Origin of the sequence: Aeromonas rivipollensis (assembly GCF_010974825.1) — a bacterium.
Lineage (GTDB): Bacteria > Pseudomonadota > Gammaproteobacteria > Enterobacterales > Aeromonadaceae > Aeromonas > Aeromonas rivipollensis.
The window spans coordinates 133,468-148,082 of the sequence record NZ_JAAILA010000008.1 but is presented as its reverse complement, the minus strand read 5'-3'; the positions used below and the strand labels follow the sequence as shown (position 1 = coordinate 148,082).

Below are 14,615 nucleotides of genomic sequence, written 5' to 3'. Positions count from 1 at the left end.
AACATCGGCACTGCCATGGTTTTATTGCTAATTTTACCCGTTGACGGGTTCATACAAGGATCAAGAAGATGACAGAGAAGCGCAATATTGCACAAAATCTGGCCGAGGACGAAGTGCTGCAGTGGGTGACCTTCCAGTTGGAAAACGAGACCTATGGCATCAACGTGATGCAGGTCCAGGAGGTGTTGCGCTACACCGAGATAGCCCCGGTACCGGGTGCGCCCGACTATGTGCTGGGCATCATCAACCTGCGTGGCAACGTGGTGACCGTCATCGACACCCGCTCCCGTTTCGGCCTGCCGGCCGGTGATGTGAGCGAGAATTCCCGCATCGTCATCATAGAGGCGGAGAAGCAGGTGATCGGCATCATGGTGGACAGCGTGGCCGAGGTGGTCTATCTGCGCTCCTCCGAGATCGACGCCGCCCCGGCGGTGGGCACCGAGGAGAGCGCCAAGTTCATCCAGGGTGTCAGCAACCGCGACGGTCAGCTGCTGATCCTGGTGGATCTCAACAAGCTGCTCTCCGACGAAGAGTGGGACGATATTGGCTCCCTGTAACGGCGGGTCAAAAAGTGATACAACAGCGGTCCCGGATCTGCCCGCGGCACCTTGATGCCGAGCGGGACCCTGTGATGAGGAAGGTGACAGTTTGATGATTGAATTCGCAGCCTTGGGGTTGTCCTTGTTGGCACTGGTGCTGGCCCTCTACGGTCTATTGGGTCATCGCCGCCGTCAGCGAGAGTCCGAGGCCAGGATGGAGACGCTGCAGGGGCAGCTCGAGAGTCTGCGCAAGCAGATGATGGAGCTGCATACCGGTGCCATCGGCATGGGTCAGCGCCTGCAATCCGCCGAAGGGGCCATGCAGAAGATCCAGGATAGCCAGCAGGAGTTGACCCTGCAGGATCCGGAGCGCCGCCTCTACAGCCGCGCCGCCAAGATGGTGGAGCTAGGGGCCGATCTCGACGAGGTGATGAGCGAGTGCGAGTTGCCCCAGGCCGAAGCCGAGCTGCTGATCTCCCTGCGCAAGGGTCGCAGCTGACCCCTGCTCCTGATCGAAAGGGGAGGCTCCGGCCGCCCCTCTCTTCCCTGCCACATCCTCTTCTGCCGGTGCGCGATCTCCCCCACAAATCCTGTTGATTATTGGCATCTTTGAAAAGACGCCTCCGGATCCTGTGTTAAGATGCAGGCCGCCTCATTTTCAACGATTACATCCTCATGCTGCTTCAAGCCAACAATCTGAGCTGCGTGCGTGAAGATCGCACCCTGTTTGAACATCTCTCCTTCGCGGTGCGCTCGGGCGATCTGATGCAGATTGAAGGCCCGAACGGGGTGGGCAAGACCAGCCTGCTCCGACTGCTGACCGGCCTCTCCCAACCCTTCGCGGGGGAGGTGTGCTGGAACGGGGAGAACATCCGCCACTGCCGGGATGAGTACCATGCCAGCCTGCTCTACCTGGGCCATCAGCCCGGTGTCAAGGCGACCCTGACCCCCCTCGAGAATCTCTCCTTCTACCAGAAGCTGCACGGCACGGCCGAGGCTTCCGTGGATCTCTGGCAGGTGCTGGCCCAGGTCGGACTCGCCGGCTTCGAGGATTATCCCGCGGGCCAGCTCTCGGCAGGGCAGCAGCGGCGGGTGGCGCTGGCCAGGCTCTGGCTGTCGGAGCGCCCGGCGCTCTGGATCCTCGACGAACCCTTCACCGCCATCGACAAGCAAGGGGTCAGGGTGCTGGAGCGGTTGTTCCTGACTCACGCGGATCGGGGGGGCATGGTGGTGCTCACCACACATCAGGACCTGACCCTGATGCAGGGGCGCCTGAAGACACTGTCGCTGACCTCGTTGTTGCAGGAGTAGCCATGCTGCGCGCCGTCATACACCTTATTCACCGCGAGTTGCTGATGGCCCTGCGCCAGCGCGCCGACATCTTCAACCCGCTCTGGTTCTTCCTCATCGTCATCACCCTCTTTCCCCTCGGCATCGGGCCCGAGCCCCAGCTGCTGGCCCGCATCGCCCCCGGCATCATCTGGGTGGCGGCCCTGCTGGCGGCCATGCTCTCTCTGGAGCGGCTGTTTCGCGATGACTTCAGCGACGGCGCCCTGGAGCAGATGATGCTGATGCCCCATCCCCTCGGGCTGCTGGCGCTGGCGAAAGTGATCGCTCACTGGTTGCTGACCGGCCTGCCGCTGCTGCTGGTCTCGCCGCTGCTCGCCATCCTGCTCTCCCTGGACATGAAGAGCTATCTGGCGGTGGTGGCCACCCTGGCGCTCGGCACCCCTGTGCTGAGCCTGCTCGGGGCTGTCGGGGTGGCGCTGACGGCGGGACTGCGCAAGGGGGGCGTGCTGCTCAGCCTGCTGCTGCTGCCGCTCTATATCCCGGTGCTTATCTTCGCCACCTCCGCCATCGATGCGGCCAGCATGGGGTTGCCCTACGGGGGGCAGCTCGCGATCCTGGGGGCCATGCTGGTGGGGGCCCTGACCCTGACGCCCCTGGCCATCTCGGCGGCACTGCGGGTCAGCGTCAACTGATTAATTACCAAAAGAGCCTCTTTTGAGGCTTATTTTTGAAAAATATAATTGAGATAGATCAAGGGGATGGCTGCTTATTGCTTTGGGGGGATATGATGTTTCCCGCCTGTGGGTATGGTAGGCCTCGCCACTTAAAAATTAATAACTGAAAGGTTCTGTGAGCTATGTGGAAATGGTTGCACCCTTATGCCAAACCCGAGCGCGCCTATGGGCTGGCCGGCACCCTGCTGCCCTGGTTTGTCGTGACAAGCCTGCTCGCCTTCATCATAGGCACCGTCTGGGGGCTGGCCTTTGCCCCCGCCGATTATCAGCAGGGAGACTCTTTCAGGATCATCTACATCCATGTGCCTGCCGCCATCCTCTCCATGGGAGCCTACTCCACCATGGCGGTGGCGGCCTTCATCGGCCTGGTGTGGCAACTGCGCATGGCGGACATGACGGTGGCGGCCATAGCCCCGGTGGGCGCCGTCTTCACCTTCATCGCCCTCTTCACCGGTGCCGCCTGGGGCAAGCCCATGTGGGGCACCTGGTGGGTGTGGGATGCGCGCCTCACCTCAGAGCTTATCCTGCTGTTCCTCTATCTTGGGGTCATCGCCCTCTACAACGCCTTCAGCGACAAGGTAGTGGCGGGGCGCGCCGCCGGCATACTGGCGCTGGTGGGGGTGATCAACCTGCCGATCATTCACTACTCGGTGGAGTGGTGGAACACCCTGCACCAGGGCGCCTCCATCACCAAGTTTGACAAGCCCTCCATCTCCCCCGAGATGCTGTGGCCGCTGCTCATCATGATACTGGCATTTGCCACCTTCCTCGGGGCCCTGACCCTGATGCGGTTCCGCAACGAGCTGCTGATGCGGGAGTGGCACCGCCCCTGGGTTGCCGACATCGCCAGACAGGAGAAGTAAGCATGCACTTTGCCTCATTCAGCGACTTCATGGCCATGGGCGGTTACGCCTTCTACGTCTGGCTCTCCTTCGGTCTGACCGCGCTCTGCCTGGTCGGCATCGTCATTTCCACCCGGTTGAAAACCCGCAGCCTGCTCGGCGAATTGCGCAACAAGCAGGCCCGAGAGGCCCGTCGCAAGGCGGCCCAGCAGATGGAGAACACTCTATGACCCCGAGACGCAAGAAACGCCTCACCATCATTCTGGCCATCAGCCTGGGCCTCGCCAGCGTGACTGGCCTGGTGCTCTATGCCCTCAGCCAGAACATCGATCTCTTCTATACCCCGAGCGAGCTGGTGGAGGGCAAGGGGCCGGAGAAGGTCAAGCCGGAAGAGGGCCAGCGCCTGCGCATCGGCGGCCTGGTGGTGCCGGGCTCGGTGCAGCGGGATCCCCAGAGCCTCAAGGTGGCCTTCAAGCTGGTGGACAACGGCGGCCATCTGGTGACGGTGGAATTTGACGGCATACTGCCGGACCTGTTCCGGGAAGGGCAGGGCATAGTCGCCCAGGGCACCCTCAAGGACGCGACCACAGTGGCCGCCTTCGAGGTGCTGGCCAAGCACGACGAGAACTACATGCCGCCGGAGGTGGCGGACGCCACCAATGGCATGCACTTCAAGCCCGAATATACCGAGGCGCAGTTGCAGGGGGCCAAGCAATGATGCCGTCAGCCTTGATCTCGTGTTCAGCTCGTTTCGCCGCCGGATCTGTATGTCTCACCCTGCCATCGAAAGGAAATAGTCAATGATCCCCGAATTTGGGCAGTTCTCACCGTCTCATGCCTGTGCACCGGTTCTGGTCGCGGTGCAATTGAAAGGAAGTCAGCCATGATCCCTGAACTGGGGCAGTTCTCACCGTCTCATGCCTGTGCGCCGGTTCTGGTCGCGGCGCAATTGAAAGGAAGTCAGCCATGATCCCTGAACTGGGGCAATTCGCACTGATCCTGGCCTTTGCCACCGCACTGCTGCTGGGGAGCTATCCGCTGATCGGCGCCAAATTGGGGCGCCTCGGCATGATGTCGGCAGCCCGTCCGCTTGCCTACAGCCAGTTCCTGCTGCTGTTGCTCTCCTTCCTCTGCCTGACCTGGGCCTTCGTCGACAACGACTTCACCGTGCAGTACGTGGCCACCAACTCCAACAGCCTGCTGCCGCTGCAGTACCGCATTTCGGCGGTGTGGGGGGCCCACGAGGGCTCCCTGCTGCTCTGGGTGTTGACCCTGGGAGGCTGGACCGCGGCCGTGGCCCTGTTCAGCCGTCGCCTGCCGCTGGATGCGGTGGCGCGGGTGCTGGGGGTGCTCGGGCTCATCTCAGTGGGCTTTACCGCCTTCGTGCTGTTCACCTCGGATCCCTTCACCCGCACCCTGCCGTACTTCCCGGTAGATGGTCGCGACCTCAACCCCCTGCTGCAGGATCCTGGTCTCATCTTCCACCCGCCCATGCTCTACATGGGCTACGTGGGCTTCTCGGTGGCTTTCGCTTTTGCCATCGCCTCCCTGATGACAGGGCGCCTCGACGCCACCTGGGCGCGCTGGTCCCGTCCCTGGACCATGGCTGCCTGGGTCTTCCTGACCCTTGGCATAGTGCTCGGCTCCTGGTGGGCCTATTACGAGCTCGGCTGGGGTGGCTGGTGGTTCTGGGATCCGGTGGAAAACGCCTCCTTCATGCCCTGGCTGGCGGGCACGGCCCTGCTGCATTCGCTGGCGGTGAGTGAGAAGCGCGCCACCTTCAAGGCCTGGACTGTGTTGCTGGCGCTCTCGGCCTTCTCCCTGAGTCTGCTGGGGACCTTCCTGGTGCGCTCCGGCGTGCTGGTGTCCGTCCACGCCTTTGCCTCCGACCCGACCCGCGGCCTCTTCATCCTGGGCTTCCTGCTGGCGGTGATAGGCAGCTCCTTGCTGCTGTTCGCCTTCAAGGGCTCCCAGGTCAAGAGCCACGGCAAACACGAGCTATGGAGCCGCGAGACCCTGCTGCTTGGCAACAACATACTGCTGGTGGCGGGCCTGCTGACAGTGCTGCTCGGCACCCTCTTGCCCCTGGTGCACAAGGAGCTGGGGCTTGGCAGCATCTCCATCGGTACCCCCTTCTTCAACCACATCTACAGCTGGCTGATCATCCCGTTCGCCTTGCTGCTGGGGGTCGGGCCGCTGTTCCGCTGGCGCCGTCAGGAGCTCGGTGAGCTCAAGGGCAAGGTGGTGCTGGCCCTGGGGCTGAGCCTGGCCGCCGCCCTGCTGCTGCCGCAGCTCTTCGCCGGTGAGTTCAAGCCCTGGGCCGCGCTCGGCATAGGCCTGGGTACCTGGATCATCATCACCAGCATCCAGGAGACCTGGGTGCGCGCCACCCACAAACACGGTTTTGCCACCGGGGTGCGCAAACTCGGCAACAGCCATTGGGCCATGATCCTGGGCCACGTGGGGCTGGCGGTCAGCATCATAGGCATCGCCTGCACCCAGAACTACAGCATCGAGAAGGACTTGCGCATGCAGGCCGGTGACAGGGTGCAGTTCGCCGACTACGAATTCGTGTTCACCGGTATCAGCGAAAAGAACGGCCCCAACTACGACGGCTTCAAGGGGGTGCTGGAGGTGCACAGGAACGGCAAGCAGGTGGCCCTGCTCAAGCCCGAGAAGCGGATGTACAAGGTCAGTCGCATGCCGATGACCGAAGCCGCCATCGACGCCGGCTTCACCCGGGATCTCTATGCGGCGCTGGGCGAGCAGCTCGACAACGGCGCCTGGGCGGTGCGTATCTACTACAAGCCCTTCGTGCGCTGGATCTGGTTCGGTGGCGTCTTCATGGCCATCGGCGGCGTGCTGGCCATGCTGGACAAGCGCTACCGGTTCGGCCGTCGTGACGAGGAGACCAAGGCATGAGCAAGAAGACCTGGCTGTTTCTGCTGCCCTTCATCATCTTCCTGATGGGGGCCGTGTTCCTGTTCAAAGGGCTCTACTCGGACCCCACCAAGCTGGAATCCGTGATGGTGGACAAGGAGGTGCCCGTGTTCACCCTGCAGGACATCTACGACCTCGACAAGCAGCATGACAGGAGCATCTTCAAGGGGCGCCCCATGCTGCTCAACGTCTGGGCCACCTGGTGCCCGACCTGCTATGGGGAGCACACCTACCTCAAGCAGCTGGCGGGGCAGGGTATTCCCATTGTCGGCATGAACTACAAGGATGAGCGGGACAAGGCCATCAAGTGGCTGGCTGAGCTCGGCAACCCCTATGAAGTCAACCTCTATGATCCGGATGGCATGCTGGGGCTGGATCTGGGGGTCTACGGCGCCCCCGAGACCTTCTTCATCGACAGCCAGGGCATCATCCGTTATCGCCACGTGGGGGACGTCAATCCCGAAGTCTGGGCCTCGACCCTCAAACCCATCTTCGATGCCATGAAGTGAGGGCCGCTCCGATGAAAACGCTTATTGCATCCCTGTTGCTGCTGGGGGGCCTGCTGGGCGCCGGCCAGGCCAGTGCCGCCATCGACGTCTACACCTTCGACAGCGATGCCCAGGAGCAGACCTTCCGCGAGCTGACCAAGGAGCTGCGCTGCCCCAAGTGTCAGAACCAGGACATCGCCGACTCCAATGCGGGGCTCGCCAAGGACTTGAGGGACAAGACCTACCAGATGGTGCGGGACGGTAAAAACAAGGAGGAGGTGGTGGATTACATGGTGGCCCGTTACGGCAACTTCATCCTCTATGATCCGCCCCTGATGGCCTCCACCCTGATCCTCTGGCTTGGCCCCCTGCTGGTCATCGTCATCGGTGCCGCCACTGTGGTGGTGCGCAGCCGCCGTGCGCCGGCGGCGACAAAACGAATTAATAACGCCCTGAGCGAAGAAGAGCGGCGCCGTCTGGCCGAGCTGCTCAAAGAGGAAGAGAAACAATGACCGCATTTTGGATAGTGATCGCGGCCCTGCTGGTGCTGGCGAGCCTGGCGCTGATCCTGCCGCTGTGGCGCGGCGAGGGTCGCCAGAGCATCAGCCGTTCGGCCCTCAACAAGCAGCTCTACCGCCAGCGTCTGCTGGAGATAGGCGAGGAGCGTGAGCAGGGCATACTGGCCGAGGAGTCCGAGTCCCTGGTAGAACTGCAACGCAGCCTGCTGGACGACATCCCCGACGTGGAGCAGAGCGCCCGCGGCGGCAAGAGCCTGATCTGGATCCCGGGTGTGCTGGTGCTGGTGGTGGTGAGCCTGGGGCTCTACTACCAGCTGGGGGCCTGGCAGGAGGTGAGCCGCTGGCAGGATGCCAGCAGCCGGCTGGGGGAGCTGAGCAACCGCATCCTGGTGGAGCGGGATAGCGAGGTCACCGAGCAGGATCTGCTGGACTTCACCCTGGGGCTGCGCACCCGGCTGAAAGAAGAACCGAATGACTATCGTGGCTGGCTGCTGCTGGGGCGTCTGACCCTGGATGGCAATGACCCCGAGATGGCCCGCGAGGCGCTGGAGCGGGCCTACTCCCTGGCGCCGCAGAAGGCCATGGTGGCTGTGCCCTATGCCCAGGCCCTGATGATGACGGGGGAGGAGGCCCGGGCGGATCAGCTGCTGCAGGCGGCCATCGCCCAGGATCCGGCCAACATAGAGGCGCGCTCGGTCCATGCCTTCATGGCGCTGCAGAAAGAGGACTTCCAGACAGCGCTGGTGCGCTGGCGAGCCATGTTGCCGCTGCTGGAGAAGGGCTCGACCCGCCACGCCATGGTGGAGCGCTCCATCGAGTATGCCGAGCAGCAACTGCGTCAGCGCGGCATCGCCGTGACAGCCGCCCCCGCCGCTCAGGCCGGGCAGGGCAGTGCTCAGGTGCTGGCGGTGAAGGAGGGTGAGTATCCCCTGCACATCACCCTGGCACCCGGCATCCAGCTGCCGGAGGATGCCCACCTGTTCGTCTTTGCGGTGATCCCCAATGGCCCGCCCATGCCCATCGCGGTCAAGCGCATCCCGGGTCCGCAGTTGCCCCTCACCCTCTCACTGGGGGATGGGGATGCCATGATGGAGGGGAGCAAGCTGGCGGCCTATCCCGAGCTGCAGTTCAAGGCGCGCCTCTCCCGGGGCGGCAACGTCATGAACAAGGAAGGCGCCTTCGAGGGGGTCTCGGTCACAGTGCCGACCACCAGCATCCCTACAGCGCCGATTGACATCCGCATCGATCACGCACTCTAATACCCTCTTGGCCCGACCCCGGGATGGGGCGGGCCTACCTATAATCCATAAAGATTCCCAAAAAAGCTTAGGACTTTCATATGTATCTGCGTTCAGGAGCATTGGCAGTGGCACTGCTGTTGGGGGGCTGTGCGGGTGGCCCTCCCAAGCCGGGCCCAGAGAGCCTGGATCTCAACGAAACCCCCAGCCGCCCCGGGGCGTCCAGCACGGCCAGCGATCCCCGTGACCCCTTCCAGGGGGCGAACCGGGCCATGTGGGCCATCAACTACGACGTGCTGGAACCCTATGTGGCCCGCCCCGTGGTCCATGGCTATGCCCGCTATGTGCCGCAGGGGATGAAGGACGGCATCGACAACCTGGTGGAGAACTTCGACGAGCCGAGCAGCATGGTCAACCATCTGCTGGTCGGAGATCTGAAGGGGGCGGGGACCAACCTAGGCCGCTTCACCCTCAACACCACCATAGGTCTGCTGGGGATCTTCGACGTGGCCAAGCATGCCGGCCTCGAGCGCAACATGCTGGAGATGGATACTGTGCTAGGCAGGGCGGACATCGGGGATGGCGCCTACATAATGGTGCCCGTCTACGGCCCGACCACCACCCGCGAACTGGTGGGGGATACCATAGATACCATCTACTTCCCCTATGCCCTGCTGACCTTCCCGATGAAGTTCGTGCACTGGGCGCTGGATGGTCTGGGCACGCGCTCCAAGCTGATCGATCAGGAGCGGATCATCGACAACGCGCTCGATCCTTATGCCCTGACCAAGGACTTCTACCTGCAGTACAACGACGGCAAGGTGACGGGTCGCCAGCCTGAGCTCAAGCAACAGGGCCAGCAGGAGGATGACAGCAACCTGGACGAGTATCTGGACGAGATAGACCAGTAACGACCCATGGTTATCAAAAAGGCGCCCATGGCGCCTTTTTCGTTGCTTGTTCGCTATAAAAAAACGCCCCGCAGTGCGGGGCGTTTTGGCAAGAAAGAGGCTATCAGGCAGCCAGGTTCTTGGCCACGAATTCCCAGTTGACCAGGGTCCAGAAGGTTTCCATGTACTTCGGACGCAGGTTGCGGAAATCGATGTAGTAGGCGTGCTCCCACAGGTCGACGGTCAGCAGCGGGGTGGTCCCGGCTTCGGTCAGCGGGCAGCCGGCGTTGGAGGTGTTGACGATGGCCAGGGAGCCGTCGGCTTTCTTCACCAGCCAGGTCCAGCTGGAGCCGAAGTTGCCGATGGCGGACTTGGTGAACGCATCCTTGAACTCGGCGAAGGAGCCGAACGCCTTGTTGATGGCATCGGCCAGGGCGCCGGTGGGCTCGCCACCGCCGTTCGGGGAGAGGCAGTGCCAGTAGAAGGTGTGGTTCCAGATCTGGGCGGCGTTGTTGAAGATGCCGCCAGTGGAGGTCTTGATGATCTCTTCCAGAGACTTGCCTTCAAACTCGGTACCCGGCACCAGGTTGTTCAGGTTGACCACGTAGGTGTTGTGGTGCTTGCCGTGGTGATATTCCAGGGTTTCCTGGGAGATGTGCGGTTCCAGAGCATTGATTGCATAGGGCAGAGCGGGAAGTTCGAAAGCCATTTTCTACTCTCCATTGGCTGGGCCGTGCGAAGGCGACGGTTGCAAGACATTGCGTACTCTTTTCTATGTTGAAAAGAATTGTTCTTGAAATGATGGGGCCGGACGGCCCAAAGCCCGTCGATTGTAGCAGCATCAAAGATGGGCGAACAACTCTTGATTCTCGCCATGATCCGGATCAAGCTGCGGCGTATTGATTCATCACTTCTTGCATTCGGGACGGTTTGCCAGTTTGTGGTCTGCCCGGTTTGCAGTAGAATGGCCGCCGAAATCGCTCTAGTGAGGCATTTATGGAAACTATTGAAAAGATCAAACAGCAGCTGGCTGAGAATCCCATCATCCTGTACATGAAGGGATCCCCCAAGCTACCCAGCTGCGGTTTCTCTGCCCAGGCCTCCCAGGCCCTGATGTCCTGTGGCGAGCCCTTTGCTTACGTCGACATCCTGCAAAACCCGGACATCCGTGCCGAGCTGCCGAAATTTGCCAACTGGCCGACCTTCCCGCAACTCTGGGTGGAAGGTGAGCTGGTCGGTGGTTGCGACATCATGATCGAGATGTTCCAGGCCGGCGAGCTGCAGACCTTGATCAAGGAAGCTGCCGCCAAGCACAAGCAGGATGATGCCGCCGCCGAATAAGGTCGCATCCGCATCATGCAAAAAGGGGAGCCATTGGCTCCCCTTTTTTATGCGTGCGCAGGGCCTTAGGCGATGCGTTCGATCCGCGCCATGTAGAAACCGTCGAAGCCGGTCTCGGAGGGGCTGACGGTGTGGTCATCCCGCAGGCGATAGTTCTCGTTGGCAGCCAGGAACTTGTCCACCTGCTGGCGGTTCTCCTGGGGCAGGATGGAGCAGGTTGCATAGACCAGCAGGCCGCCCACCTTCACCATCTGGCTGTAGCGTTGCAGTATCTCTTCTTGCAGGGCGACCAGTACCGGCAGGCGCTCGGCGGTGTCACGCCACTTGGCATCCGGATTGCGCTTGAGCACGCCAAGGCCGGAGCAGGGCACGTCCAGCAGCACGCGATCGGCGCTCTCCTTGAGGCGCTTGACAGTCTTGCTGCTGGTGATGACCCGGGTCTCCACGTTGTGGGCTCCGGCGCGGCGTGCGCGCTGCTTGAGGTTCTCCAGCTTCCACTCTTCCACGTCCATCGCCAGCAGGCGGCCCTTGCCTTCCATCATGGCGGCGATGTGCAGTGTCTTGCCACCGGCACCGGCGCAGGCATCGATGACCCGCATGCCCGGGGTCACTTCCAGGGCGGCGGCGACCAGCTGGGAGCCAGCGTCCTGCTGTTCGAAGCAGCCATCGGCAAAGGCCTTGGTGCGGAACAGGGCGGCGTCAGAGGTGACCTGCAGGGCAGTCTCCACACCATCAACGGGAATGGTGGTGACATGCTCTTTGGCCAGAATGGCCTGCAGCTCTTCCCGGGTGCACTTGAGGGTGTTGACCCGCAGGTAGCGCTTGGGCATCCAGGCCAGAGCGGCACGCTCGGCAGGCCAGGCCTCACCCAGCTGCTCGTTACCCAGCTTCTCCAGCCAGGCAGGGCAACCATCCATCAGCACCGGGTTCTTCTTCGCCTCGGTCAGACGGCGGCGGAATGCCTCTTCATTGAAGCGATCCAGGGTCGGATTGTTGGGCTGGGCAATCTTGTGGAAGGCGTGCCAGCTGTGCAGCAGCGGCCAGACATTCTTTTCGGCCTGACGGACCTGGATGCCGGTCAGGAAGCAATAGAGGCTGAGACGACGCAGCAGGTCGCCGGTGACCAGGGCAATCCTTGCCTGTTCTTGCGGTTTGAGTTCGATGCCGGAGAAGTGACGGGCATAAGCGCGGTCCAGGGTGAGACCCTGACCGAGTACATCGTCAACAATGGCAACGACCAGATCCCCGAAACGGGGCAACAGTGGGGATTTGAGCATGAGATTAACCTTGGCCAAAAAAGGGTGAACCGGCCCGTGACACAGGAGGGTTCTGAAACGGACAAATCCGCGCCATGATAGGGGCTAGACTGCATTGGTGCAACCGTCCCCATTCGGGGAATGTACAGAGGATGGGACTGGACTTCTCACCCGGGCAGGAAAATGATGCTGAGGCAGTTCAGGCGAACGCATGGAAAAAGGGATAATAAAGATGCAGTTGATGAAATACTCTCCGCTGGCGTTGCTGGTGGCCGGTCTGATGAACGCCAGCGGCCTGGCCGCCAGTGAGTGGAATACGGTGGCGGCGCGGGCCACCGCTGCCGATGGCTATGAGGTGAGGGCCAGCCAATATCGCATTGCCACTGTGCCGGCCGATTACTTCGCCGGCTTGCAGGGAGGGGAGCCTCGACTGACCCTGCCGCTGCCGGATGGCAAGGAGGTGACCTTCAACCTGCAGCCCTATGATCTGCTGCCATCGGATCTCGCCGCCAGGTATCCCGGCATTCTGGCATTCAAGGGATATGACGAGTCCAACCCGGTGGAGACGGGGCGCTTCGATCTCGGTCCCCAGGGTTTCCACGCCATGTTCAGCCACCAGGGCCGCATGGTGTTCGTGGATCCGCTCCGAAACGGTGAAGGCTACGCCATCTATTACCAGCAGGATGCCCACAGCCGGCTGGAGGAAGAGGCGGACAAGGTGATCGGTTCCCAGGCCAAGGCACTGGCCCGTCAGGTCCTGGTGGATGGCAACGAGCGCAAGCGCTACGTCATCGCCATCTCGGCGGCGGGGGAGTACACCCAGTATCACGGCGGCACCGTCGAGGCGGGTCTCGGCGCCATCGCCACCCTGCTCAACCGGGTCAACGAGGTGTACCAGCGTGACGTCGCCGCCGAGTTCCAGCTCGCCAGCGGCAACGACACTATCATCTTCACCGACACCGCCACCGATCCCTTCAACAACGATGACGGTGACATAGATGCCAACGTCACAGTGCAGCAGAATGCACAGACCCAGGCCGGCACCAAGCTCGGCGCCTTCGACATAGGTCACGTGGTCAACACCGGGGGCGGCGGTCTGGCGGGGCTGGGAGTGCTCTGCACCGCGGAGAAGTCGGCGGGCATGACGGGCTCCCCCAATCCGGTGGGGGATGCCTTCTTCATCGACTACGTGGCCCACGAGATTGGCCACCAGTTCGGCGCCGATCACACCTTCAACGGCACCACCGGCAGCTGTGGCGGTGGCAACCGGGAGGCCAGCCAGGCCTGGGAGCCCGGCAGCGGCAGCTCCATCATGGCCTATGCAGGGATCTGCGGGGAGGAGAACCTGCAGGCCAACAGCCTGCCCTACTTCCACAGCAAGTCCATCGAACAGATGCGGGCCCACATGGCCAGGGTCGCGAGCTGTGGCAGCTCCCAGAGCCTGACCAACAACGCGCCCCAGGTCGCCGCCGGCAACGACTATGTGATCCCGGCCAACACCCCCTTCGTGCTCAAGGGCGCCGGGGCGGATCTGGATCAGGATCCCCTGAGTTACACCTGGGAGCAGATCGATCTCGGCACCGAATCCTTCAGCGTCGCCAGCATGGTGGACGACGGCAGTCGCCCGCTGTTTCGCTTCGTGGCGCCGACCGCGTTGCCGGAGCGCACCCTGCCAAGCCTGCCCTCCCTGCTCTCCAACACCCTGGCGAAGGGGGAGGCCTGGCCTGCCACCAACCGGGAGCTCAATTTCCGCCTCACGGCGCGGGATGGCAAGGGCGGTGTCGCCACTGACGACATGAAGATCCAGGTGGTCAACACCGGCAGCGCCTTCCGCCTGACCAGCCCGCTGGTGACCCCGCTGGGAGCCGGCGCCAACCAGACCATAGGCTGGGACGTGGCCGGCACCAACGCGGCCCCCATCAATTGCAGCAAGGTGGATCTCTCCCTGACCCGGGACGAGGGGGTGAGCTGGACCCTGCTCGCCAGCGGCCAGCCCAACTCGGGCTCGGCCAGCGTCACCATACCCGCCGGTAACGACGGCACCGCCAGGCTGAAGGTGGCCTGCAGTGACAACCTCTTCTTCGCCATCAGCCCGCTCAAGCTGTCGGTGACCCAACGCGGGGATGAGGGCGGCGGTGGTGGCGGTGGCTCCCTCGGCTTCTGGACCCTGGCCCTGGCGCTGCTGGGCTGGCAACGGAGGCGGGCATGAGGCTGGCCAGCGTGCTGCTGCTCACCCTGCTCGGCGGCTGTCAGGCCGATGCCGACACCCTGGATCAGGCAGTCAGTGACAGCCTCGCCCAGCAGGATTACCGGCTGATAGTACGGGCCGGCCGTGGCGAGGTGGCACCCGGCATAGCGGCGGAGCAACAGGTGGCTGCCAAGGCTCGCTGTGGCGTGCGCTATCTGGAGGGGCTCGGCGATGTCATCAAGCCGGATCAGAAGGAGGCCCACGCCAGGCTGAGCGCCTATGCGGCGGAATATAACCGGCGCATGCTGGCCCATTGCCCGCCGATTGACGGCAAACCATAGGCAGGTGGCA

General features: G+C 62.7%; 17 protein-coding genes. 15 read left to right on the top strand and 2 right to left on the bottom strand.

The features are described from left to right. Window positions 1-68: 68 nt before the first annotated feature. The 12 genes from G4923_RS05955 (at window position 69) to G4923_RS05900 (ending at window position 9,500) form a co-directional block, all read left to right on the top strand. On the top strand, window positions 69-557 hold the full coding sequence (locus G4923_RS05955) for a chemotaxis protein CheW (protein WP_005333026.1): 489 nt from the start codon (window positions 69-71) through the stop codon (window positions 555-557). A gap of 94 nt (window positions 558-651) precedes the next feature. Then, a complete protein-coding gene (locus G4923_RS05950; RefSeq protein ID WP_025326264.1) occupies window positions 652-1,038 on the top strand; it encodes a DUF2802 domain-containing protein in 387 nt (128 codons plus the stop codon). A gap of 176 nt (window positions 1,039-1,214) precedes the next feature. Continuing rightward, on the top strand, window positions 1,215-1,850 hold the full coding sequence (gene ccmA / locus G4923_RS05945; protein WP_025326265.1) for a cytochrome c biogenesis heme-transporting ATPase CcmA: 636 nt from the start codon (window positions 1,215-1,217) through the stop codon (window positions 1,848-1,850). A 2-nt stretch (window positions 1,851-1,852) separates the two neighbouring features. Continuing rightward, window positions 1,853-2,521, top strand: a complete 669-nt coding sequence (gene ccmB, locus G4923_RS05940) for a heme exporter protein CcmB (protein ID WP_025326266.1) — start codon at window positions 1,853-1,855, stop codon at window positions 2,519-2,521. 164 nt (window positions 2,522-2,685) lie between these two features. Then, a complete protein-coding gene (locus G4923_RS05935; RefSeq protein ID WP_025326267.1) occupies window positions 2,686-3,426 on the top strand; it encodes a heme ABC transporter permease in 741 nt (246 codons plus the stop codon). A 2-nt stretch (window positions 3,427-3,428) separates the two neighbouring features. Next, complete coding sequence (ccmD, locus tag G4923_RS05930) at window positions 3,429-3,635, top strand: heme exporter protein CcmD (RefSeq protein ID WP_106887463.1); 207 nt, start codon at window positions 3,429-3,431, stop codon at window positions 3,633-3,635. After that, a complete protein-coding gene (ccmE, locus tag G4923_RS05925) occupies window positions 3,632-4,123 on the top strand; it encodes a cytochrome c maturation protein CcmE (RefSeq protein WP_106887462.1) in 492 nt (163 codons plus the stop codon). The genes ccmD and ccmE overlap by 4 nt, the downstream gene beginning before the upstream one ends. A 248-nt stretch (window positions 4,124-4,371) precedes the next feature. Next, window positions 4,372-6,327, top strand: a complete 1,956-nt coding sequence (locus G4923_RS05920) for a heme lyase CcmF/NrfE family subunit (RefSeq protein WP_111912503.1) — start codon at window positions 4,372-4,374, stop codon at window positions 6,325-6,327. Further along, window positions 6,324-6,854: a DsbE family thiol:disulfide interchange protein gene (locus G4923_RS05915; protein WP_025326271.1), complete on the top strand. Its 531-nt coding sequence runs from the start codon at window positions 6,324-6,326 to the stop codon at window positions 6,852-6,854. The genes G4923_RS05920 and G4923_RS05915 overlap by 4 nt, the downstream gene beginning before the upstream one ends. An 11-nt stretch (window positions 6,855-6,865) precedes the next feature. Further along, window positions 6,866-7,345: a cytochrome c-type biogenesis protein gene (locus G4923_RS05910; RefSeq protein ID WP_163136063.1), complete on the top strand. Its 480-nt coding sequence runs from the start codon at window positions 6,866-6,868 to the stop codon at window positions 7,343-7,345. Then, a complete protein-coding gene (ccmI, locus tag G4923_RS05905) occupies window positions 7,342-8,610 on the top strand; it encodes a c-type cytochrome biogenesis protein CcmI (protein WP_163136061.1) in 1,269 nt (422 codons plus the stop codon). Before G4923_RS05910 ends, ccmI begins: the two co-directional genes overlap by 4 nt. 80 nt (window positions 8,611-8,690) lie before the next feature. Further along, the gene (locus G4923_RS05900) at window positions 8,691-9,500 is read left to right on the top strand and encodes an MlaA family lipoprotein (protein ID WP_139744878.1); all 810 of its coding nucleotides are present in this window, start codon (window positions 8,691-8,693) and stop codon (window positions 9,498-9,500) included. Between the two features lie 103 nt (window positions 9,501-9,603). Here G4923_RS05900 and sodB read toward each other — a convergent pair whose 3' ends face one another. Further along, on the bottom strand, window positions 9,604-10,188 hold the full coding sequence (gene sodB, locus G4923_RS05895; protein ID WP_163136059.1) for a superoxide dismutase [Fe]: 585 nt from the start codon (window positions 10,186-10,188) through the stop codon (window positions 9,604-9,606). A 287-nt stretch (window positions 10,189-10,475) separates the two neighbouring features. On the opposite strand from sodB, the gene G4923_RS05890 reads away from it, so the two are divergent. Continuing rightward, entirely contained in the window at window positions 10,476-10,820 is a 345-nt protein-coding gene (locus G4923_RS05890; RefSeq protein WP_025326276.1) for a Grx4 family monothiol glutaredoxin, read from the top strand. A gap of 65 nt (window positions 10,821-10,885) precedes the next feature. Here G4923_RS05890 and G4923_RS05885 read toward each other — a convergent pair whose 3' ends face one another. Continuing rightward, on the bottom strand, window positions 10,886-12,097 hold the full coding sequence (locus G4923_RS05885) for an RsmB/NOP family class I SAM-dependent RNA methyltransferase (protein WP_106887457.1): 1,212 nt from the start codon (window positions 12,095-12,097) through the stop codon (window positions 10,886-10,888). Between the two features lie 211 nt (window positions 12,098-12,308). On the opposite strand from G4923_RS05885, the gene G4923_RS05880 reads away from it, so the two are divergent. Both G4923_RS05880 and G4923_RS05875 read left to right on the top strand, forming a co-directional pair. Further along, window positions 12,309-14,285 carry a reprolysin-like metallopeptidase gene (locus G4923_RS05880; RefSeq protein ID WP_163136057.1) on the top strand — a complete coding sequence of 659 codons (1,977 nt, stop codon included), beginning with the start codon at window positions 12,309-12,311 and terminating at the stop codon, window positions 14,283-14,285. Continuing rightward, a complete protein-coding gene (locus tag G4923_RS05875; RefSeq protein ID WP_163136046.1) occupies window positions 14,282-14,605 on the top strand; it encodes a hypothetical protein in 324 nt (107 codons plus the stop codon). The genes G4923_RS05880 and G4923_RS05875 overlap by 4 nt, the downstream gene beginning before the upstream one ends. Window positions 14,606-14,615 lie beyond the last annotated feature (10 nt).